This is a genomic window from Halarchaeum grantii (genome assembly GCF_014647455.2).
In the GTDB taxonomy this organism is placed as follows: Archaea; Halobacteriota; Halobacteria; order Halobacteriales; family Halobacteriaceae; genus Halarchaeum; species Halarchaeum grantii.
In genome coordinates, this window is the sequence record NZ_BMPF01000001.1 from 913,854 (window position 1) to 933,742 (window position 19,889).

A 19,889-nucleotide genomic window follows, 5' to 3' on the forward strand; every position below is an offset into this window, starting at 1 on the left:
GACGGCCCTTCGAGCGCGTATGGAACGCTGGGCCGCCCTCTTCGAGCGCGCCGCCGACTACGACGTGACCGTCGCGGACGTCCGCGACGCGCTCGCCGAGCGCCGAGGTGACGACGATGCGTGAGGAGTTCGCGGACGCCCCCGACGTCTCGCGCGTCGTCGCGGACGCCGACGTCCTCGCCGCCGACCTCCTCGTCGGCGGTGACGCGCGCGACGCCCTCGACGCGATCCGCGCGCACTCCTGGATGACGCTCGTCGCGAGCGACCCCCTCCTCGACGACGCCGAAGCGCTGATCGCCGACCTTGCGGACGTCGGTCTCGCCGCCGACTGGCGCGAGAAGACGGCGGCGCTCGCCGAGCGCGTCGAGCACCCCGACGGCGACCACCCCGCGCTCGCGTCCGCCGCGCACGGGAACGCCGCGCACGTCCTCACGTTCGACGACCGCCTGCGGAACGCGAAGACGAACGCGAGCGTGAAGAAGTACGTCACGACGAGCTTCACCTCACCGGAAGGGTTCGCGCGCCTCTTCGACGCCGAGCGCCTCCACCCCGAAGTCGTCGGCGACGCCTACCCCGGCCCCGACCGCGACCCGCGCGCCTGACCCCCCGCACCGCACCCGCTACGCGCGCTCGGCGAGCCAGTCCGCGAGCTTCGCCAACGCGCGCCCGCGATGCGAGAGGTCGTTCTTCCGCTCCGTGCCCATCTCCGCGAACGTCTCGCCGTCGTGCTCGAAGATGGGGTCGTAGCCGAACCCCCCGTCGCCGCGCGGCGCGACGACCTCGCCCGGGATCTCGCCGTCGAAGGTCTCCACCGTCTCGCCGTCAGCGTACGCGACCGTACAACGGAACGCCGCCGAGCGGTCCGCGAGTGGTTCCGCGAGACGCCAGACGCGCTCGATGCCGAGCGTGTCCTCGACGTACGAGGAGTACGGCCCCGGGAACCCGTCGAGGTCGTCGATGAAGAGGCCGGCGTCGTCCACGATCACGGGGTCGTCGCCGCCCGCCGCCGCGAACGCCTCCTCGGCGCCGCGCGCCGCGATCTCCGCGAGGTCGTCGCTCTGGACCTCGGCGTAATCGTAGTCGTACTGCTCGACGTCGAAGAACTCGGCGAGGTACTCCGTCGCCTCCCGGACCTTCCCCGGGTTCGTCGTCACGAACTGCAGGCTCATGCCTGCGTCTGCGGCGCCGCGCGTAAAAGAGGATACGGAATACCGACCTCAGTCGTCGACGACGACTTCGACCGCCTCGTCGACGGCGGACTCCTCGCTCTCGCCCTGCTGTTGCTGCCAGAGGAGCGCGCCCGCGACGGCGAGCACGACCCACGCGCGCCAGTTCGCGAGGTTCAGCGTGTAGCCGACGCCGAACGGCTTCTCGACGAGCATCCCCTCACCCGGCTGCCAGTAGGCCTTCAGCATGTTCGAGACCGACGGGCGCTCGAAGTTGTACGGCACACCGAACAGTTCCCCGGACGCGGGTTTGTCGGACATACCGCGGGGTATGGAGGGCGGTGGGAAGAACCTTTCCGCTTTCCACGGGAGCGCGCCGCGTGCGACGCGGCGGACGCGCGTTCGGGCGAAAGCGCTATCCTTCGTTTGCGTGTGTATCGACCATGGCGGACGACGAGCCGATCACCGTGCTCTACGTGAACGACGACCCGCAGCTGCTGGAGCTGATCAGCACGCAGCTGTCTCGCGAAGCGGAGCGCGTCGACGTCCTCACCGCGGAATCGGCCGACGGCGGGCGAGCGCTCCTCGACGAGCGCGCCGTCGACTGCGTCCTCTCGGACTACCACCTCACCGAGGAGACCGGCCTCGCGCTCCTCCGCGACGTCCGCGCCGAGCGCCCCGAGATGCCGTTCATCCTCCTGACCGAGACCGGGGACGAGCGAGTGGCGAGCGAGAGCATCGAGGCCGGCGTCACCGACTACGTGATTCAGGAAGCCATCGGGAACCAGGCGCCGCTGCTCGCGCGGAAGATCGTCACCGCCGTCGAGCACCGGCGCACACAGCGGCGAGCCGAGCGGACCGACCGCCGACTGCGCGAAATCGTCTCCGTCACCGAGCAGGCGCTCTGGATGTTCGACGCCGACTGGTCGGAGCTCCGCTTCATCAACGAGCGCCACGAGACGCTGTTCGGCCAGTCGAGCGACGCCCTCCGAGCCGACCCGACGTCGTTCCTCGAGCGCGTCCACGAGGCCGACATCGAGCGCGTGACGACCGCGATGGAGCGCGCGTCCGACGGCGAACCGCAGGTCGTCGAGTACCGGGTCGAGAAGTCCGAGGCCGTCGAGCTGTGGGTCGAGTCGCGGTGTAAGCCCGTGCGCGACGACGACGGCACCGTCTCGGCCATCGTCGGCATCTCGCGGGACGTCACCGACCGGAAAGCCCACCAGCGCGAGCTCGTCCGGAAGGTCGACCAGCTCGAGGAGTTCGCGGGAACGGTCGCACACGACCTCCGGAACCCGCTGAACGTCGCGGACGGGAGCATCAGACTCGCCGCCGCGGAGCGCGAGGGGGAGAGCGAGCGCCTCGGGACGGCGCTCACCGCGCTCGAGCGCATGGACACGCTGATCGGCGAGCTCCTCGAGCGCGCACGCGAGGGCGAACGCGTCGGCGAGCGCCAGCGGGTCGAGTTCGCCGAACTCGTCACCGGGAGCTACCAGAACGTCCACGCGCCCGGGAGCTCGCTCGACGTCACCGCGAGCGTCCCCCTGCGCTGTGACCCCACGCGCGTGATGGAGGCCTTCGAGAACCTGATCCGGAACGCCGTCGAGCACGGCCCGAGCGACGTGACCGTCACGGCGGGCGTGCTCGACGAACGGCACGGCGTCTACATCGAGGACGACGGCCCCGGCATCCCCGAGGCGGAGCGCGAGCGCGTCTTCGAGAAGGGATACACGACCGCGAAAGGCGGGAGCGGCTTCGGGCTCGCCATCGTCGAGCGCATCGTGAGCAGCCACGGCTGGTCGATCGCCGTCCGCGACGGGACGGACGGCGGCACCCGCTTCGAAATCGTCGTCGGCGCGGGCTGAGACGCTGCGCCGCCGCTACTGGTAGCGCCCGCGCCCCTCGATCTCGCGCAGCTGCTCGAGGACACCGGGGTCGCCCGCCTCCCGATAGGCCGCCTCGGCGGCCGCGAGCAGCGGCTCGGGGTCGTCGGCCGTCCCCCGGATCGCGCCCTCGAAGACGTGGAGGTCCATCGCGTAGTCCTCCGCGTCGTCCGTGTAGTAGCCGAGACCGAAGTCGATGAGGTAGACGCGTCCGCCGTCGCGCGGCTCGCGTGTCGCGTCCGCTCCCGCTCGCTCTCCCCGCGACGCCTCCGGCCCGTCGGCGTCGCGTTGCTGCGCGTGTCGCGCGGCTCGCGGGTCGTGCCTCCCCGCTCGCTCGTCCCGCGTCCCGCTACGCGTGACGCGGGCGTTCCGCGTCGTCGGGTCGCCGTGCACGAAGCCCGCGTCGTGGAGCGCCGCGAGGTGCTCGGCGACCGCCGCGACGCGCCGCTCGCTCAGCGCGTCGCGTAAGTCCGCCTCGCCGACGCGCTCCAGTTCGAGCGTGCTCCCCGGGACGTCCACGTCGAAGACGACGGGCGTCGGCACGCCCGCGCGGCGCGCCTCCGAGAGCAGGCGAGCCTCGTGCGTCGTCCGCTCGCGGCGCAGGCGCGCGTCCAGCGCGTCGTGGCGGTACGCCTTCGGCCGACGCGTCTTCGTCACCGTCTCCGCGCCGACGTCCACCACCGCCTCCGCGCCCCGGACGTCCGTCGGCGCGCCCGCGCCCGCGAGCAGGACATCCTCGGCGTCGTCGCGCCACGTCACCGGCACCTCGTCCGGCCGGAAGTCCGGGTCGACCGCCGACGCCGCGACGTCGAGCGTGTCGCCCGCGCCGTACATCTTCGCGCCGAGCACCGCAATCATCCCCGCGTTGTCCCGGAGGAAGCGCGCCTCGGGCGCGTAGAACTCCGCGCCGCGCTGCTCGCACATCGCCGCGAGCATCTCCCGCAGGCGCGCGTTCTGCCCGACGCCGCCACCGAGGACGAGCTCGTCCCGCCCCGTCAGCGAGAGGGCGCGCTCCGCGACCTCCGTCAGCATCGCGAAGACCGTCTCCTGGAGACCACAGCAGACGTCCGCGACCGGCGTGCCGTCGTCGTACGCGTCCTTCGCGGCGCTCATGATGCCCGAGAAGGAGAAGTCCATCCCCTTCACGACGTACGGGAACTCGACGTAGTCGCCACGTTCCGCGTGCTCCTCGACCTTCGGGCCGCCCGGATGCGACCAGCCGACGTGGCGCGTGAACTTGTCGAGGGCGTTCCCCACCCCCGTGTCCATCGTCTCGCCGAGCACGCGATAGCGGCCGTTGTGATACCCCAAGACGTGCGCGTTCGCGCCCGACGCGTTCAGGCAGACCGGCGACTCGAAGCCCGAGCGATGCCGGCCGATCTCGAGGTGCGCCACCATGTGGTTCACACCGACGAGCGGCACGTCGAGGCTCTGTGCGAGCGCGCGCGCCGCCGACCCGACGATGCGCAGACACGGCCCGATGCCCGGGCCGCGCGCGAACGCCACCGCGTCGATCGGCCCCTCGGCGGTCTCCAGTGCGGCCGCGACGACGCGCGGGATCGCCTCGCGCATGTGCTCGGCGGCCTCGCGCGGATGAATGCCGCCGCTCTCCGGTTCGTACGCTTCCGACTCGATACTGACGGCATCACGTTCCGAGTCGAACACCGCGGCGCTCGCGCACCACGCCGTCCCCTCGATCCCGACGACGCGCATGAAAAGGAGGGAGTTACGCGCTCAGTTCCACTCGGTGTAGCCGCACTTCCCGCAGTGCTTGCGGTCCGAGTGCTCCGCGAGGAACGTGTCGCCACAGCGCGGACACTCCTCCTTCTCCAGCTCGCCCTCGTCGTTGTAGTAGTCCGAGCGGGGCATTATTCCTCAGCCTCCGCCTCGGCGGCCTCCGCGTCCGCGCTGATCTTGTTGCGGTCGAGCATGTGGTCCTGCTCGACGTCGATGGCGGCCTCCGGGGACTCGTAGACCTTCGCGTAGCCCACGGTCTTGCGCATCCCGAACTTCGTGTCGAGGCTCTGAATGACGACCTCGTCGCTGTCCTTGTCCAGCGTCGCCGCGAGCGAATCGCGGACGGAGAGGCGCGACGGCGTCGCTTCGTCGTGAACGATCTCGAACTGAACCTGCCGGCGGTGAAGGAGGGGATTGTCCTCCTCACTGAGGATGTCGATTTCCATGGTCAGTTGTCATTGACTAAGGCGTCGAACCGAGTAAAAGCATTACGAACGACCTTTTGCTGTGCGCCGGCGGAGCCGGCGCTGGCAAAAGCTCGACCAAAAGTACTGCACGACCCCTACGGGGCCGTTTGCACCTCGCCTGACGGCGAGCGAACCGGCGACCGTCCGGGTCCTGACGGACCGCTCGGTCGCCGGACGCTATCCCCGTGGGCTGTTCACTCGGCCGAACGCTTTTCCCGCGCTCCGCCGTCCCGTCGCGCATGCCCGCCACGGTGGTTCGATGAGCACGGCGTCGCTCCAACGCCTCGGCCTCGGCGTCCTCCTCGTCGGGGGTTTCCTCACGCTGGGGAGCACGGGGACGTTCTACGCCGTCGGCTTCTACGCGATGCTCGTCGGTCTCGGTGTCGTCGCGATCGCGTGGCTTCACGACGTCGAGCCGCGCGCGTAGCTACGCGCGCTCGACGAGCCGCCAGAACGCCGCGGTCGTCTCGAGTTCGCCCGCGAGGTCGCGCACGCGCTCGCGGAGGCCGGCGGTGACAGTCGCGCGCACCATCCCCTCACCGGGTTGTCCGTACACCACCGTCGCGTCCGCCGGCGCGTAGAGCACCGCCGGAACGGTCGCGAGGTCCTCCTCGCCAGCCACGACGATTCTGGTGGAGTCGTCGGCGTCGATGGCCGCGACGAGCGCGCGCACCAACTCGTCGGAGAGCGTCCCCGGGTCGGAGGAGACGTCGACGACGCGCGCTGCGTCGGGCAGGCTCGCGGTGACCGCGGGGTCGACGGCCTCGCGCTCGGTCCTCCCGTCCACGACGGCGACGTGCGGCGTCACGCCCGCCTCGCCGAGGTGGGCAGTGACGACGTCGCCGACCGCAATCAGGGGCTCGCCCGCGCCCTCGAGGAGGGCGAGGGCGTCCGTGAACACGGGGCCGAGCGGCTCCTTGAACGACGCGCGCGCGCTCGGCGGGAGCGTCGCGACGGCCTCGGACACGGCTCAGTACCTCAGCGGACCTTCAGCGCGTACTCGCCGGCCTCCGTGACCTCCATCTTCTCCGCGATTTCGGAGGACGCCGGATGCGTGATGACGACGTAGCCCGCCCAGTCCTCGGTGAGGTCGTTCGACCCGCAGTACGGGCAGACCTCCTCGTCGGGCTCGACGATGCGGTGGCAGTCGTGGCAGGCGAGACGGTTCGACGCCATCTACTCGGCCTCCGAGTTCTCGTCGGCCGCGCGGAGCCACTCGTGCTTGCCCAGCCCCGGCTGCTTCGCGGTGAGGCCGATCTTCGACTCGCGCGGGTTGCGCTCGTCGATGCTCTTCGTGACGATGCGTGCGCGCACCGCGTCACCGACGCCGAGGATGTCGCTGGACTCGCGCGAGGAGAGCTGCTGGTTCTGCTCGTCGTACGCGAGGTATTCGTCGCTGATCTGGCTGACGTGGAGCAGGCCGTCGACGGGGCCGATGCCGACGAACGCCCCGAAGTTCACCACTTCGACGACCTCGCCGTCGATGACTTCCTGCATCTCGGGGTCGAACGTGACGGCGTCGAACTCCGCCTCGTAATACACCCCAGGTCGGTTCGGGAGGACGGCGCCGTCGCCGATGTCGTGAACCTCCGTGACGGTGACGACGCTACCGAGGTCTTCGTCCATGCGCCCCTCGAGTTTGTCCTGCAACAGCCGTTTCACCAGGTCCGGTGAGACGTCTGCGAGGTGTCGCGGGGGTACTTCTACCGTGTCCTTCAGGCGTGCGCGCTTGTACATCTATGGTTGAGTGCGTGTGAGTTGATTCCGACCCCGTAAATGGATTACCGGAACGCCGGCCGCGAGCACGCGCTCGCGGAGGGGGCCGTCGTTCGTGCAGACGGCGTCGACCGCGCCCGACTCTGCGAGCGCGACGAGCGCGTCGTCCGCGTACTGTCCGTCCGTCTCCTGGGTGTCACAGCGGGCCGCGAGGTCCGCGCCGACTGACGCGGCGGTCGCTTCCTCGCCGGCGCCGTCCGAGAGCGTCGCGAGCTCGGCGCGGACGACGTCCGGCACGACCGCGTCGTAGTCGCCACAGACCCGGTCGAGTTCGTCGAACACCCGGACGCCCACCTCGACGGGCATCATGAGGGCGTTCGCGTCGACGGCGACCCGCTCCGACATGGTTACCCCTGCAGTCGGCCGATGCCGATGAGCCGCCAGCGCGCGCCGACGCGGCGGTTGATGGCGATGACGTCGCCCTCCTCGGCGCAGACCGGGCGCTTGAGGTTCACCTCGCACTCGCCGTCGCGAGCGGACGTGACGGCACCGACCGTGGTGGCGGTGCCGACGGTGAGCATCAGGGGTTCGCCGGTGTTGATGGGGTCGATGGTCTCGCCCTCCTCGGCGCCGACGAGGCGCTCGAGCAGGTCGACGTCCATCTCGAAGGACTCCCACGTCGGCGGGAGCGCCTCGGGGTGGCCGGCGACCTGACCGGCGAGCGCGTCGCCCTTCGTCATGCTCGGGTCGAGGCCGGTCCCCACGCCCAGCAGGCCGCCGGGCGTGACGGTGTCGACGTTCTCGCCGCCCGCCTGAAGCGAGCGGACGTTCGTCGTGATGGGCTGCCACTCGGACTGGCCGCCCTCCTCGACCTCACGGCCCGGCCGGAGTTCGAGGTCGTCGTCGACGTCGAGTTCGCCGGCGACGAGGCTTCCACCCAGAACGCCGCCGGTGAGGCCCTCCCAGGTGGTGCCGGGGCGGTTGATGTCGAAGGAGCGCGCGACGTACATCCGGGGGTCGGCGTCGGGGTCGCGCTCCGGGGTCGGAATCTCCTCCTCGATGGTCTCGATGAGGACGTCGAGGTTGATCTCCTGCTCGGCGGAGACGGGAACGACGGGCGCGCCCTCCGCGACGGTGCCCTCGACGAACTCCTCGATCTGCTGGTAGTTCTCGCGGGCCTGCTCGGCGTCCACGAGGTCGACCTTGTTCTGCGCGATGACCACGTTCTCGATGCCGATGATGTCGAGCGCCATGAGGTGCTCCTCGGTCTGTGGCTGGGGCACCTCCTCGTTCGCGCCGACGACGAGGACGGCGCCGTCCATGAGCGCCGCACCGGAGAGCATCGTCGCCATGAGCGTCTCGTGGCCGGGAGCGTCGACGAACGAGACCGTCCGCGCGACCTCGGTGTCGACGTCGTGCTCCTCGCAGTGCTCCTCGACCGTGTAACACTCGGGGGGTTCCTCCTCGGGACAGCGGCGGAAGGTCGCGTCAGCGTAGCCGAGTCGGATGGAGATGCCGCGCTTCATCTCCTCGGAGTGCTGATCGGTCCACTCACCGGACAGCGCGCGCACGAGCGTCGTCTTCCCGTGGTCGACGTGTCCGACCAGACCGATGTTCACCTCCGGTTGGCGATGGGTTCCTGCCATGAAGTAATCTTGCGGGCACTTCGCCCTGCGGAAATGATAAAGCCCCCGATTCGATACGCCCAGCGGCCGCTCGCGGCGGCGCGCACCCGCCGTCCGAGGGGCGAAAGCCTATGCGTTCGGCCGCCCGCCCACTGCGTATGCATCGCGACACGTCACGCGCCCGTCCGGCGGCGCGTGCGCAGAGGTGGGGAGTGTGAGTTGGTTCGCCGACGCGTTCGTCGGCGTCACGGGCTCGAACCCCGTGATACAGGCGCTCGTCGGCGGCGTCGTCATCGCCGCGTTCAACCTCGTCGGCGCGCTCGGCATCCTCGTCTGGCGGAACCCCTCCGAGCGCGCGCTCGACGGCGCGCTCGGCTTCGCGGCGGGCGTGATGCTCGCCGCGAGCTTCACGAGCCTCATCCTCCCCGGCATCGACGCGGGCGGCCTCGTGCCGGTGCTCGTCGGCCTCACGCTCGGCGTGCTCGCGCTCGACCGTGCGGACCGCTGGGTGCCCCACGTCCACGTGCTCGTGACGGGGCGCAAGCGGCCCGACGCCGCGAAAGCCACCGAGGGCGAGCCCGCCGCGAAGGCCGCCGCGCCTCCCGACGTGGACGGCCGCATCGCATCCGTCCTCCTCTTCATCGTCGCCATCACCCTCCACAACCTCCCGGAGGGCCTCGCGGTCGGCGTCGGCTTCGGCGCGGGCGACCTCGGCGAGGCGCTCGCCCTCATGCTCGCCATCGGCATCCAGAACGTCCCCGAGGGGCTCGCCGTCGCTATCGCCGCGCGGAACGCCGGCCTCGGCACGCGCTTCTACGCGATGGTGACGGGACTGCGCGCGGGCCTCGTCGAGGTGCCGGTCGCCGTCCTCGGCGCGTGGGCCGTCCTCGTGATGGAACCGATCCTCCCGTACGCGATGGGGTTCGCGGCGGGCGCGATGCTCTACGTCATCTCCGACGAGATCATCCCGGAGAGCCACGCGCGGGGCTACGAGCGCGTCGCGACGCTCGGCACCATGGCGGGCCTGATGGTGATGCTCACGCTCGACGTCGCGCTCGCGGCGTGAACGGACGGGACGCTTAACCGCCCCAGCGCCCTCCTGTCTCTCGTGCGCGAGTTCGGCTTCGAGCTGCGTCTGTGCGCCCGCCTCGAGCGCGACTACCCCGTGGTGGCGCGCCAACTCGGGACGAGCGTCCACGCCGCCGGCGGGCGCATCGTCGACGTCGTCTGTCTCACGCGCGGCCCGGAGTTCGACGCGCGCGCCGAACTCACTCCGGAGGCGATTCCCGCCGCCGCCATCGAGGCCGACATCGGCGTCGGCCGGTGGCGTCGCGTCACCGAGGTCTTCGACGGCCCGCCCGCTCGCGCCCGGGCGCTCGCCGAGCGCGGCGTCGAGGCGGGCTTCCTCGAACGCGCGCGCCGCGACGGCCACGCGGTCGTCCGGCAGGTCGCGCGCTACCCCGACTGGGTCGGCGACCTCGTCGGCGTCGAGAACAAACCCGACCTCGGCAGACCGGGGGACCTCGACGCGCAACTCCGCCACGACGTCTCGCTCGGCCTCCTTGACTACGCGGTCCTCGCCACCGAGTCCTACGTGACGCGCGCGCATCTCAATCGCCTCCCGGACGCGGTCGGCGTCTGGCGCGTGGACGCCGAGGCGTCGGCCATCGAGGTCGTCCGCGAGCCGACGCGCCTCGACGCGTCGGGGTGGGGTCTCGAACCCGGCGAGCGCCACGCCGGCCGCTGGGCGGTGCGTCCCGTCTCCCCGGACGCGAAGGCGACCCAGCGGCTCCGCGTGGCCGAGCGCGCCTACGGGAAGGGGTGGCGGACGTACGAGCTGCCCGCGTGCGCGAACGCCGATCGCGGCGCGGAGGCGGGTGCGGCGACGCTCCCGCACTGCGCGTACAAGGGGCGTCTCGTCGACGCCGCGAGCGAGTGCGGCCCCGACTGCCCGGGCTACGAGGCGGGCGAGCGCCCGGCCGTCGACCGCGATTCGGAGCGCGCCGCGCGACAGGCGTGGGACCCCGACGCGGGCGGGGCGCGCGAGCAGTCCGGTCTCGGTCGGTGGACCTAGAGGGAGAACGTCTCGCCATCGATGCCCAGCGGCTCCGCGAACGCCTCGTCGGGCGGGTAGCGGTGCGCGACGTGCACCACCCGCAGCTCCTCGGCGTTCAGGTCGTCGGCGAGCGCCACCGCGCCCTCCCGCGTCATGTGCTTCGTGCCGAACGTCCGCGGGGTGCCCTCTGCGTCCTCGTCGCGCCCGCCGAGCGGGTGGTACTCGCAGAGGCTCGCGGGGACGATGCCGTCCGCGAGCAGGAGGTCGGGGTCCCGGAGGGCGTCGCGGGAGGCCTCGGGGACGCGGTAGCTCGTGTCACCGGAGAGCGCGAGCGTCGCGCCCGTCTCCGGCTGCTCGACCACGAGGCCGTAGGTGAGGAGGGGCGGGTGGTCGACGGGGACGAGCGTGACGTCGAAGCCGCACACCCGGAAGGTCTCGAGCGGCGTCCGGGGGTGGACGCTGACGGCGTCGAGGTAGTCGTATTTTCTCCGTATCGTCGCGGAGACCGACTCACCCGTCTCCGGGTCGGTCTCGTCGGCCGCGTAGACGGGGAGGTGGTCGAGGAGGCGATAGACGTTCCCGAGGCCGTCGAGGTGGTCGAAGTGGATGTGGGTGACGACGGCGGCGTCCGGGAGCGCGACGCCCTCTCGGAGGAACTGCTGGCGGAAGTCCGGACTCGTGTCCACGAGGAGGCGCTCGCCCGTCTCCTCGTTCTCGACGTACACCGACGAGCGGGTGCGTTCGACGCCGCGCTCGCGCGCGGCGAGACAGGTGTCGCAGTCACAGCCGGGCCGGGGCGTGCCCGCGGTGTCGCCGGTACCGAGCAGGGTGACGCGCATCACCCGCTACGTCGTCGCGGGCGTTCTTAACTCCCGGCACATCGGCATCGGTGGGCGTCGCGACCCCGCCGCTCAGTCGTGGGCGTGCGCGTGGTCGTGGCCGTCGCCCTCCTCGGTCTCGACGGCTTCCTCGAGACTGTCGAGGTTGCGGAGGTGGTCGCGCTCCTCGAAGGACTCGATGGCGGTCAGGAGGTCCGACTGGGAGAGCGTCGTGCGGTCCTCGACGAGCGCGTCGAGGACGGCTTCGCGGAGGACGAGCCGGAGGTCGCTCCCCGTGAGACCATCGGTGTTGGCGGCGATCTCCTCGGGGTCGAAGTCCTCGACCTCGATGCCGCGCGTGACGATGCGGATGATGTCGGCGCGCATCGGCTCGGTCGGCTTGGGGAAGCTCAGGATCTCGTCGAAGCGCCGCCAGACGGCGGCGTCGAGCTCGTCCGGGTGGTTGGTCGCGCCGATGAGGAGCACGTCGTCCTTCACGAGGCTCATCTCGTCGATGGCCTTCAGGAGGGTGTTGACGGCGCGTTTGATGGCGGCGTGCTCGTCGCTCGTGCGGGTCTTCGCGACGAAGTCGAACTCGTCGATGAAGAGCACGCAGGGCGCGAGGCGCTTGGCCACCTCGAAGACCTTCTCGACGTTCTTCGCGGTCTCGCCGAGATACTGGCTCGTGATCATCGAGAGCTTCACCTCGACGAACGGGAGGTCGAGGCGGTGGGCGAGCCCCCTCGCCGTCGAGGTCTTCCCGGTGCCGGGCGGGCCGACGAAGAGGAGCTTTCCGACCTCGACGAGGCCGACCTTCGCGAGGTAGTCGCGGTGCTCGATGGCCTTCGAGACCTTCGCGGTTTCGGCCTGCTGTTCGTCGGTGAGCACGAGGTCCTCGAGCGTCGTCTCGATCTCCGCAGGGGCCTGCACCTCGACGAGGTCGAGCATCTCCTCGTCGTCCTCGTCGAACATCTCCTCGAGGAGGCCGTCGATCCACTGCGGGTCGGCCTGCATGGGCCGGTTCGCATCGCGCGCGGCCTCGTGGTCGACGCCCTCGAAGTCGCCCTCGTAGACGGACGCGAGCGCGGGGTTCGCCTGTATCCGGTCGGGGGTCGCGCGGTCCGCGTACCACTCCATCGCCATGTCGTCGTCGACGAGTCGGATGTGCCCCGAGAAGGAGTCCTGCTCGGTGAACATCAGGCTCGCCACCTCGTCCCACGGGTCGTCGATGCCCGTCGCGTTCGCGACGGCCTCGCCGGTCGCTTTCGGCGGCCGGGGGACGCCGTCACCGTCCCAGAGCGCACTGCGGACGGCCGGCGGGAGGTCGTTCTCGTCGAGGTCGGTGTTGCGCTCGTAGACGCGTGCAGTCAACAGGAACTCCACCACGTCGAGCGCCCGGTCGGTCATTACCCACGGATTTGACGCTCGCGCCGCATAAGACCGTCGGACGAGCGCCGGGCCGGAGCGCCTCCCGCCGGCCGGTCAGGGGGCGTCCTCGCGGACGAAGAAGACGAGCCGGTCACCGTGGAGGTAGCGCGGGTACGTGCGTTCGGTGTACTGGCTCGCGTCGATGGCCTCGCGCACCTCGTCGGCGTCACCGTCGAGTGCGATGACGACCGGCGGGTCCTGCTCGGCGAGCGTCTCCGTGCGCGTGGTGCTGGCGACGCGCGCGTCGTACTGGTCGAAGTACCACGGGTAGGGGAGGCGCGCGAACCAGCCGTCGTAGCCCCCCGAGGAGCCGTTCAGCGTCGGGACCTGCGTGAGGTCGTTCGCGTTGTAGAACTCGGAGCCGTAGAACAGCACGTCGATGCCCGAGTGCTCGTCGGCGACGGCCTCGATGTCGGCGAGCGTCGGCTTCACGTCGCCGCCGGGTTGGGCGTACTGGACGAGCGGGTTCGCGCGGTCCTGCGGGGCGGCGTAGCTCGTGTACGCGGCCGTGCCGCCGACGCCGGCGGCGCTGAGGAGGAGGACGGCGGCGGCGACGCGGAACAGGAGGGCGTCGCCCGAGGCGTGGCCGCGCTTGCCGACCCGGTAGACCCACGCGAGGCCGACGGCGGCGGGGAGCGCGAGCGGCGCGACGACGTGCGTCGCGAGCCACCCCGCCATGATGTCGGTGACGATAGCGTAGCCGAGGACGCTCGCCACCCCCCAGTAGAAGCAGAACTCCACGATGTCGCGCGGGTCGTCGCGGCCGTAGCGTTCGCGGAGGAAGCCGACGACGGCGAAGCCGAGGGTGACGGTCGCGGTGAGCGCCAGCATCTTCGCGAAGCGCCCGAGGAACGCGACGGTCGAGTGCTCGCTCATGCCGCTGTGCGCCCACGTGCCCGCGAACGCCGTCCACGTGCCGACGGTGGCGGTGTGGAGGACGGCGGTGAACGCATCGAGGCCGGAGAACATCCCGTACGCCTCGGGGAGGGGCGCGTAGAACGCGACGACGACGAGGAGCCACTCGCAGAGCGCGACGCCGAGCGGGAGGAGCCACGGGCGGAGGCCGCGTGCGGTCTCGCGGGCGAGCGTGAGCGCGACCCGTCCGGGGCCGTCCGCGACGAGGCGGGCGAGCAGGAGGCGCCTGTCGACGACGAGGGCGAGCGCGCCGAGCCACGCGACCGGGTAGAGGAGGGCGTTCTCCTTCATCGTGAACGCGAGCGCGAAGACGAACGTGCCCGCGTAGAGGTGGCGCGTTCGCCCCGAGGCGCGCGCGCGGAGCCAGAAGCCGAGCGCGCCGAGCATGCACGCGGCGACCATGAGGTCGTTGCGCATGAAGCGCGAGTAGTAGAGGAGCGCGGGGCTGGCGGCGAGCAGGAGGCCGAACGCGACGACTTCGACGTCGTCGAGGTGGTCCCGGTAGAGGTAGGCGGCCAGCGGGAGGAGGCCACCGATGAGAGCGACGACGAGGCGCGCGCTGAAGTCGGAGGCGCCGAGGAGGTCGAAGACGACGCCGTTGACGTGGGGCAGGAAGGGGCCGTGGATGATGGGGCGGTACTCCCACTGACCGACGGTCATGTAGTGGAGGATCCAGTCGGCGACGCGCCCCTCGTCCTGATGGGCGACGCGCGAACCGAGCGCGACGAGGCGGGCGAGTAGCGCGAGCGCCGTGACGACGAGGAGGACCGGGAGGGGGCGACGGAACCGGCGGAGACGCTGTTCCATGTCCGTACGTGAGCGGTTGGTCCTAAAACGCTTTAGGAGACGCGTCGACATCGCGTGGCCGTCGCTCGTCGGTGTAGAGCGACGGGGTAGGTCGAGCAGCGGAAGCCACGCGTGGAAACCACGGTAGCCTGAAAGGGGCCACCCGACCGTGCCGTCTCTTCACTCTCGGGGGAGGAGACGGAAAAGCCCGCCGATGGGCGGTTAGTCCTGGTTGGGGTGGCAGAGCGTGATGGCCTCGCGGACGGCCTCCTTGCGCCCGAGGAAGGTGAGGTGGTCACCCATCTGGAGGGTGAAGTCCTCGCTGGGGACGGAGTTCTCGCCCTCCCTGCCGACGAGCGCGATGATGCAGCCGTTCGGGATGTGCTCGTCGAGTTCGCCGATGGTGCGCCCGACGAGGTCCTCGGCGGTGACCTCTATTTCCTGGACGTCGCCCGAGCGCCCGATCTCGGTCATCCAGTTGGAGAGCGCGGGGCGCTCGATGATGTTGTCGATGCTCCACGCGGTCGCGAGCGAGGAGGAGACGGCTTTCACGCCGAGCTCGCTGAACGCGTCGATGTTGTTGGGGTTGTTGACGCGCGCGATGATGGTCTCGGGGTCGAACTTCGCGTCGACGAGCTGGCTGGCGAGCAGGTTCGCGTCGTCGTCGCCGGTCGCGGTGACGACGATTTTGGCGTTCTCGATGCCGGCCGAGCGCAACACGTCCATGTCGGTGCCGTCGCCGACGTGGACGGTGAAGCCGCGTTCGCGGGTGAGTTCGACGACCGATTCGTCCTGTTCGACGATGACGACGTTCTCACCGCGGTCTTCGAGGCGCTCTGCGAGCGCGCGACCGACGGTGCCGCCGCCGATGACGATGACACGCATTGGTATGACGTTGAGGTATTCTGCGATGTGTCTCGCGAGGCCGCCTTCGAAGACGACCGTGAGGAGGATGGTGAGGAAGACGATGCTGACGAGGGCGTTCGCGGCGGGGTCCATCCCGTGTGCGCGGAGCTCGACCGCGAAGAGCGTCGCGACGGAGGCCGGGATGATGCCGCGCGGCCCGACGAAGCTAACGAACGCGCGCTCGGCGAACGTGAAGCGGTCGCCGAACGTGGAGAGGTAGACGGCGAGCGGCCGGACGAGGAGGGCGGCGCCGACGGCGACGGCGATACCGGCGACGCCGAAGCGAAGCAGGTCGTCAAGCGAGAGGAGGGAGGCGAGCGCGATGAAGACGAAGGAGAGGACGAGGAGCGTGATGTCGCCCTTGAACGTCTCGATCTCGTCCTCGTAGGGGAGGTCGGCGTTCCCGAGGAGGATGCCAGCGGTCGCGACGGCGGCGAGGCCGGACTCGCTGAGGCCGGTGAGTTCGGCGAGCGCGTACGCGGCGAGCGCGGAGGCGAGGATGACGAGCCGCGCGTTCTGCACGGCGTTACCGGGCGAGAGGTCGATCTTCCGGAGGACGACCCACGCGACGGTCGCGACGACGAGACCGGCGACGACGCCGACACCGATGCGCGCGGAGAACGCGGTGATGACTTCGCCCGTCGTCGCTGCTTCGGCGGTCACGACCTCGAAGGCGACGACCGCGAGGACGGCGGCGGTGACGTCGTTGACGACGCCCTCGGTTTCGAGGGAGGCACCGACGCGGTCCCGAACCGGGACGACTTCGAGGATGGGGGTGATGACGGTCGGCCCCGTGGCGACGAGGAGCGCACCGATGAGGAACGCGACGTCCCACGGCTGGCCGAGCAGGAAGCGCACGAGCATGGCGGTGCCGAGGAGCGCGACGGCCGCCCCGACGGTGACGAGTCGCAGCGTCTCGCGCGGTGCTTCCCGGAGCTTCTCTATTTTGAGGTGGAACGCGCCCTCGAAGACGATGATGGCGACGCTCAACCCGACGATACCGCCGAGCGCGCCACCGAAGAGCTCGCGGACGTTGAGCACTTGCCCGACGCCGACACCCGCGAGGATAAGGAAGAGCACGCTCGGAACGCGCAATCGCGCTGCTACGAGCTGGGCGGCGACGCCCAGCACGAGGATGAGCGCGACGAATGTGATGAGTGGCGATGCAGACACGGGTTCCAGTAGGGGATTTTGGGGGGTAGGACGATAAATTGGGGCGGTCGAGAGTAGGCAATTATTTCCGGTAGTCGGGCCGCGTGCCGCTCAACCCGGCGCGAGCGTCGCGGGGCGGAGGGTCGGGGTCGCGTGCTCCGCGCGGCGCTCGAATCGCGCGTGGCGCGGCCTACGCCTCGTCGAGGTAGCGGAGGGCGCCCCGGACGTTCATCTTCGTCTCCTCCTCGGCCTTGTGCTCCGGCCAGACCGTACGAACGTCGGTGCGTTCGGCGAAGTAGTCCGCGACCGCCTCGTCGGAGTCGAGTTCGGCGCGTTTCTCCTCGACGGCGCCCACCCATCGCGTGAGGACGTCCTCGTACTCGTTCAGGACGCCGTCGACGTCCCCGGGCCCGGGCCCGAAGTGCGGGTAGAGGAGCACCTCGGGGTCGAGCACGCGGATCGTCTCCACGTCGTCGATGCAGGTCTCCAGATCGAAGTTCGGCGGCGGACTCGTCTCCACGACGCGCCCGAGGTCGGGCACCCAGATGCCGGCGGCGTCCGCCGTGTGGACGAAGCCGTCGCGGTCGTCTTCGAGGACGACCTGATGGGGGGCGTGGCCGGGTGCGTGGTGCGCGGTGAGCGTCCGGTCGCCGAGGTCGATCTCGTCGCCGTCCGCGAGTTCGACGACGCGTTCCTCCGGGACGGGTTCCGGTTCGACGTAGTAGCGCCACTGGTCGCCGACGGCGCGCTTCGTCCCCTCGACGAGGCGCTCGGGGTCGACGAGGTGGCGCGCGCCGTACTCGTGGACGTAGACGTCCGCGTTCGGGCAGGCCGCCGCGAGGAAGCCCGCGCCGCCCGCGTGGTCGAGGTGGACGTGCGAGACGACGATGGCGGCGAGGTCCTCGCGCGCGACGCCGACCGCATCGAGGGCGGCGAGCACGCGCTCGTGGTGGGTGCCGATACCGGTGTCGAGGACCGCCGGGCGCTCGGAATCAACGACGTAGACCGCGCCGTACGCGGCGGTGTCGTACATACCGGTGTCGACGTAGTGGACGTCGGTGCAGGAGTCGACCGCGAAGACGTCGCCGGGGGACATGAGCGGAGGTTGCACGCCGGCGGCGAAAAACCTACGCCACGCGGGACGCCGAGCGCCGGGCGCTCGCGCCATCCCGTCACCGTTTTGCCCGCCGCCCGCGATTCCTCGAACATGCTCAGCCGGCAGTTCGTCCGGGAGAACCCCGAGGAGGTCCGCGACGCCCTCGCGAAGAAGGGCGTTGACGCCGACCTCGACCGGATTCTCGACGTGGACGAGGAGTGGCGCGAACTCAAGCGGAAAGGCGACGACCTCCGACACCAGCGAAACGAGGTCTCCTCGAAGATCGGCCGCCTCAAACAGGAGGGCGAGGAGGAGGCGGCCCAGGGGGCCATCGAGCGCTCGCAGGAGCTCAAGAGCGAACTCGAGGCCGTCGAGGAGCGCGCGGACGAACTCGAGTCCGAACTCGAACGCCTCCTCCTGACGCTCCCGCAGCTCCCCGCCGACGACGTTCCCGTGGGCGCGGACGAGTCGGAGAACGTCGAGCGCCGCCGCGAGGGCTTCGACGACCTGCGCGACCTCCCCGAGGAGGTCACGCCCCACTACGACCTCGGCGAGGAGCTCGACGTCCTCGACTTCGAGCGCGGCGCGAAAGTCTCGGGTGGCGGGTTCTACTTCGCGAAGGGCGACGGCGCGAAACTCGAACACGCCCTCGTCCAGTTCATGCTCGACGTCCACCGCGAGCAGGGTTACTCCGATATATTCCCGCCGATTCCCGTGAACTCGAAGTCGATGGAGGGCACCGGCCAGTTCCCGAAGTTCGTCGAGGACGCCTACCGCATCGGCGACGTGAACGAGTCGGACTACGAGGACGACGACCTCTGGCTGCTCCCGACCGCCGAAGTCCCCGTGACGAACATGTACCGGGACGAGATCCTCCTCGACGACGACCTCCCGCTGAAGCATCAGGCTTACACGCCGAACTTCCGCCGGGAGGCCGGCGAGCACGGCACCGAGACGCGCGGCATCGTGCGCGTCCACCAGTTCAACAAGGTGGAGATGGTGAACTTCGTGCGCCCCGAGGAGTCCGAAGAGCGCTTCGAGGGCCTCGTCGCGGAGGCCGAGGAGGTGCTGGAGCGCCTCGAACTCCCCTACCGCATCCTCGAGATGTGTACGGGCGATCTGGGCTTCACGCAGGCAAAGAAGTACGACATCGAGGTGTGGGCGCCCGGTGACGACATGGAGGACGGCCCCGAGGAAGGCGGGCGCTGGCTCGAGGTCTCCTCCGTCTCGAACTTCGAGGCCTTCCAGGCCCGGCGCGCCGGCATCCGCTACCGGCCCGAGCGCCACGAGTCGGCCGAGCACCTCCACACGCTGAACGGGAGCGGCCTCGCCGTCCCGCGCATCGTCGTCGCCGTCCTCGAGTACTACCAGAACGAGGACGGCACGGTCGCCGTCCCCGAGGCGCTCCAGCCCTACATGGGCGGCCAGGAAGTCATCGAGGGCCACGAGAAGGTCGGCGAGTCCGCGCTCGGGAGCGGCGAGCGGGAGTAGCGTCGCAACGAGCGCAGCGAGGCGTGGCGGGAACGCGAGCGGGGAGGATCGACCCGCGAGCGAGAGCCCCTGCGACCGAGTAGTCGGACTTTTGCCCGCTCGGACCCTCCGCTAACGCGAATGGACCTCCACGTCCGCTACGAGGGCGACGACGACCCGAAGAAGTGCACGGCGCGGAAGCTCGCGCGCTTCGACATGGCCGAGCTACACCGGTCGGCGCGCGCGACGCCGTTCGGGCTCGTCCTCAACCCGCACGCGGACACCGCGCTCTCGCCGGCGGACGCGGAGTACGAGACGCTCGTCGCGCTCGACTGCTCGTGGGAGACGGCCGGGCGGGCGATGTTCGAGATGGCGGGCGAGCACCGCGCGCTCCCCTTCCTCGTCGCCGCGAACCCCGTGAACTACGGGAAGCCCTTCCAGCTCAACACGGTGGAGGCGTTCGCGGGCGCGCTCTGCATCCTCGGCGAGCGCGAGCACGCCGAGCGCGTGCTCTCGAAGTTCACGTGGGGGCACACCTTCCTCGAGCTGAACGAGGAGCCCCTCCGAAGGTACGCGGAATGCGCGGACTCCTCGGCGGTCGTCGACGTCCAACAGGAGTACCTCGACGCGGGCGAGGACGCGTAGAGCGCGGCCGCTGTGGAGCGGGA

At 70.4% G+C, this 19,889-nt stretch carries 22 protein-coding genes; 7 read left to right on the forward strand and 15 right to left on the reverse strand.

The features are described from left to right. Positions 1-116 precede the first annotated feature (116 nt). Positions 117-602 (forward strand): DUF7384 family protein, encoded by a 486-nt coding sequence (locus IEY12_RS04970; RefSeq protein ID WP_188879799.1) that lies wholly within the window; start codon positions 117-119, stop codon positions 600-602. A gap of 18 nt (positions 603-620) precedes the next feature. Here IEY12_RS04970 and rdgB read toward each other — a convergent pair whose 3' ends face one another. Beyond that, the gene (gene rdgB / locus IEY12_RS04975) at positions 621-1,169 is read right to left on the reverse strand and encodes an RdgB/HAM1 family non-canonical purine NTP pyrophosphatase (protein ID WP_188879811.1); all 549 of its coding nucleotides are present in this window, start codon (positions 1,167-1,169) and stop codon (positions 621-623) included. 48 nt (positions 1,170-1,217) lie between these two features. Continuing rightward, positions 1,218-1,487, reverse strand: coding sequence for a DUF5808 domain-containing protein (locus IEY12_RS04980; protein WP_123075012.1), 270 nt, complete (start codon positions 1,485-1,487; stop codon positions 1,218-1,220). A gap of 122 nt (positions 1,488-1,609) precedes the next feature. Here IEY12_RS04980 and IEY12_RS04985 point away from each other — a divergent pair, with 122 nt between their 5' ends. Then, positions 1,610-3,031 carry a sensor histidine kinase gene (locus IEY12_RS04985; protein ID WP_188879814.1) on the forward strand — a complete coding sequence of 474 codons (1,422 nt, stop codon included), beginning with the start codon at positions 1,610-1,612 and terminating at the stop codon, positions 3,029-3,031. Between the two features lie 15 nt (positions 3,032-3,046). Here IEY12_RS04985 and IEY12_RS04990 read toward each other — a convergent pair whose 3' ends face one another. The 3 genes from IEY12_RS04990 to IEY12_RS05000 are packed head-to-tail and all read right to left on the reverse strand — an operon-like array spanning position 3,047 to position 5,232. Beyond that, complete coding sequence (locus IEY12_RS04990; protein WP_188879824.1) at positions 3,047-4,762, reverse strand: bifunctional N(6)-L-threonylcarbamoyladenine synthase/serine/threonine protein kinase; 1,716 nt, start codon at positions 4,760-4,762, stop codon at positions 3,047-3,049. A gap of 21 nt (positions 4,763-4,783) precedes the next feature. Continuing rightward, positions 4,784-4,918 carry a 30S ribosomal protein S27ae gene (locus tag IEY12_RS04995; protein WP_188879825.1) on the reverse strand — a complete coding sequence of 45 codons (135 nt, stop codon included), beginning with the start codon at positions 4,916-4,918 and terminating at the stop codon, positions 4,784-4,786. Beyond that, the gene (locus IEY12_RS05000; RefSeq protein WP_188879828.1) at positions 4,918-5,232 is read right to left on the reverse strand and encodes a 30S ribosomal protein S24e; all 315 of its coding nucleotides are present in this window, start codon (positions 5,230-5,232) and stop codon (positions 4,918-4,920) included. Before IEY12_RS05000 ends, IEY12_RS04995 begins: the two co-directional genes overlap by 1 nt. Before the next feature lie 280 nt (positions 5,233-5,512). On the opposite strand from IEY12_RS05000, the gene IEY12_RS05005 reads away from it, so the two are divergent. Beyond that, a complete protein-coding gene (locus tag IEY12_RS05005) occupies positions 5,513-5,680 on the forward strand; it encodes a hypothetical protein (protein WP_188879830.1) in 168 nt (55 codons plus the stop codon). Here the strand turns inward: IEY12_RS05005 and IEY12_RS05010 are convergent, their stop codons facing one another. The 5 genes from IEY12_RS05010 to IEY12_RS05030 are packed head-to-tail and all read right to left on the reverse strand — an operon-like array spanning position 5,681 to position 8,615. Then, a complete protein-coding gene (locus tag IEY12_RS05010; RefSeq protein WP_188879832.1) occupies positions 5,681-6,220 on the reverse strand; it encodes a GTP-dependent dephospho-CoA kinase family protein in 540 nt (179 codons plus the stop codon). It lies immediately after the preceding gene. Between the two features lie 11 nt (positions 6,221-6,231). Next, positions 6,232-6,429, reverse strand: coding sequence for a transcription elongation factor subunit Spt4 (spt4, locus tag IEY12_RS05015; RefSeq protein WP_123075001.1), 198 nt, complete (start codon positions 6,427-6,429; stop codon positions 6,232-6,234). Next, positions 6,430-6,990, reverse strand: a complete 561-nt coding sequence (locus IEY12_RS05020) for a DNA-directed RNA polymerase (protein ID WP_123074999.1) — start codon at positions 6,988-6,990, stop codon at positions 6,430-6,432. Further along, entirely contained in the window at positions 6,991-7,374 is a 384-nt protein-coding gene (locus IEY12_RS05025) for a PIN domain-containing protein (RefSeq protein WP_188879837.1), read from the reverse strand. Between the two features lie 2 nt (positions 7,375-7,376). Beyond that, the gene (locus IEY12_RS05030; protein WP_188879844.1) at positions 7,377-8,615 is read right to left on the reverse strand and encodes a translation initiation factor IF-2 subunit gamma; all 1,239 of its coding nucleotides are present in this window, start codon (positions 8,613-8,615) and stop codon (positions 7,377-7,379) included. Positions 8,616-8,808: 193 nt separating this feature from the next. On the opposite strand from IEY12_RS05030, the gene IEY12_RS05035 reads away from it, so the two are divergent. Continuing rightward, the gene (locus IEY12_RS05035) at positions 8,809-9,660 is read left to right on the forward strand and encodes a ZIP family metal transporter (RefSeq protein WP_188879846.1); all 852 of its coding nucleotides are present in this window, start codon (positions 8,809-8,811) and stop codon (positions 9,658-9,660) included. 42 nt (positions 9,661-9,702) lie between these two features. Further along, positions 9,703-10,668 carry a DUF5787 family protein gene (locus IEY12_RS05040; RefSeq protein WP_188879848.1) on the forward strand — a complete coding sequence of 322 codons (966 nt, stop codon included), beginning with the start codon at positions 9,703-9,705 and terminating at the stop codon, positions 10,666-10,668. On the opposite strand, the gene IEY12_RS05045 is transcribed toward IEY12_RS05040, so the two are convergent. The 5 genes from IEY12_RS05045 to IEY12_RS05065 all read right to left on the reverse strand — a co-directional run bounded on the left by IEY12_RS05045 (position 10,665) and on the right by IEY12_RS05065 (position 17,751). Next, on the reverse strand, positions 10,665-11,489 hold the full coding sequence (locus IEY12_RS05045) for an MBL fold metallo-hydrolase (protein ID WP_188879850.1): 825 nt from the start codon (positions 11,487-11,489) through the stop codon (positions 10,665-10,667). The genes IEY12_RS05040 and IEY12_RS05045 overlap by 4 nt on opposite strands. 72 nt (positions 11,490-11,561) lie before the next feature. Beyond that, complete coding sequence (locus IEY12_RS05050) at positions 11,562-12,875, reverse strand: ATP-binding protein (protein WP_188879852.1); 1,314 nt, start codon at positions 12,873-12,875, stop codon at positions 11,562-11,564. A 75-nt stretch (positions 12,876-12,950) separates the two neighbouring features. Beyond that, positions 12,951-14,618, reverse strand: coding sequence for a flippase activity-associated protein Agl23 (locus IEY12_RS05055; RefSeq protein WP_188879854.1), 1,668 nt, complete (start codon positions 14,616-14,618; stop codon positions 12,951-12,953). Between the two features lie 201 nt (positions 14,619-14,819). After that, positions 14,820-16,685, reverse strand: coding sequence for a cation:proton antiporter domain-containing protein (locus IEY12_RS05060; RefSeq protein ID WP_425433162.1), 1,866 nt, complete (start codon positions 16,683-16,685; stop codon positions 14,820-14,822). A gap of 160 nt (positions 16,686-16,845) precedes the next feature. After that, on the reverse strand, positions 16,846-17,751 hold the full coding sequence (locus tag IEY12_RS05065; RefSeq protein WP_188879862.1) for an MBL fold metallo-hydrolase: 906 nt from the start codon (positions 17,749-17,751) through the stop codon (positions 16,846-16,848). A 111-nt stretch (positions 17,752-17,862) separates the two neighbouring features. On the opposite strand from IEY12_RS05065, the gene serS reads away from it, so the two are divergent. Both serS and IEY12_RS05075 read left to right on the forward strand, forming a co-directional pair. Further along, positions 17,863-19,242 (forward strand): serine--tRNA ligase, encoded by a 1,380-nt coding sequence (gene serS / locus IEY12_RS05070; protein WP_188879864.1) that lies wholly within the window; start codon positions 17,863-17,865, stop codon positions 19,240-19,242. A 120-nt stretch (positions 19,243-19,362) separates the two neighbouring features. Then, positions 19,363-19,866 carry a DUF367 family protein gene (locus tag IEY12_RS05075; protein WP_188879866.1) on the forward strand — a complete coding sequence of 168 codons (504 nt, stop codon included), beginning with the start codon at positions 19,363-19,365 and terminating at the stop codon, positions 19,864-19,866. Positions 19,867-19,889: the final 23 nt, after the last annotated feature.

Coding starts and splice junctions, on each gene's coding strand:
- IEY12_RS04970 (WP_188879799.1), top strand. CDS start 117: ATGCGTGAGGAGTTCGCGGACGCCCCCGACGTCTCGCGCGTCGTCGCG.
- rdgB (WP_188879811.1), bottom strand. CDS start 1,169: ATGAGCCTGCAGTTCGTGACGACGAACCCGGGGAAGGTCCGGGAGGCG.
- IEY12_RS04980 (WP_123075012.1), bottom strand. CDS start 1,487: ATGTCCGACAAACCCGCGTCCGGGGAACTGTTCGGTGTGCCGTACAAC.
- IEY12_RS04985 (WP_188879814.1), top strand. CDS start 1,610: ATGGCGGACGACGAGCCGATCACCGTGCTCTACGTGAACGACGACCCG.
- IEY12_RS04990 (WP_188879824.1), bottom strand. CDS start 4,762: ATGCGCGTCGTCGGGATCGAGGGGACGGCGTGGTGCGCGAGCGCCGCG.
- IEY12_RS04995 (WP_188879825.1), bottom strand. CDS start 4,918: ATGCCCCGCTCGGACTACTACAACGACGAGGGCGAGCTGGAGAAGGAG.
- IEY12_RS05000 (WP_188879828.1), bottom strand. CDS start 5,232: ATGGAAATCGACATCCTCAGTGAGGAGGACAATCCCCTCCTTCACCGC.
- IEY12_RS05005 (WP_188879830.1), top strand. CDS start 5,513: ATGAGCACGGCGTCGCTCCAACGCCTCGGCCTCGGCGTCCTCCTCGTC.
- spt4 (WP_123075001.1), bottom strand. CDS start 6,429: ATGGCGTCGAACCGTCTCGCCTGCCACGACTGCCACCGCATCGTCGAG.
- IEY12_RS05020 (WP_123074999.1), bottom strand. CDS start 6,990: ATGTACAAGCGCGCACGCCTGAAGGACACGGTAGAAGTACCCCCGCGA.
- IEY12_RS05025 (WP_188879837.1), bottom strand. CDS start 7,374: ATGTCGGAGCGGGTCGCCGTCGACGCGAACGCCCTCATGATGCCCGTC.
- IEY12_RS05030 (WP_188879844.1), bottom strand. CDS start 8,615: ATGGCAGGAACCCATCGCCAACCGGAGGTGAACATCGGTCTGGTCGGA.
- IEY12_RS05045 (WP_188879850.1), bottom strand. CDS start 11,489: ATGCGCGTCACCCTGCTCGGTACCGGCGACACCGCGGGCACGCCCCGG.
- IEY12_RS05050 (WP_188879852.1), bottom strand. CDS start 12,875: ATGACCGACCGGGCGCTCGACGTGGTGGAGTTCCTGTTGACTGCACGC.
- IEY12_RS05055 (WP_188879854.1), bottom strand. CDS start 14,618: ATGGAACAGCGTCTCCGCCGGTTCCGTCGCCCCCTCCCGGTCCTCCTC.
- IEY12_RS05065 (WP_188879862.1), bottom strand. CDS start 17,751: ATGTCCCCCGGCGACGTCTTCGCGGTCGACTCCTGCACCGACGTCCAC.
- serS (WP_188879864.1), top strand. CDS start 17,863: ATGCTCAGCCGGCAGTTCGTCCGGGAGAACCCCGAGGAGGTCCGCGAC.
- IEY12_RS05075 (WP_188879866.1), top strand. CDS start 19,363: ATGGACCTCCACGTCCGCTACGAGGGCGACGACGACCCGAAGAAGTGC.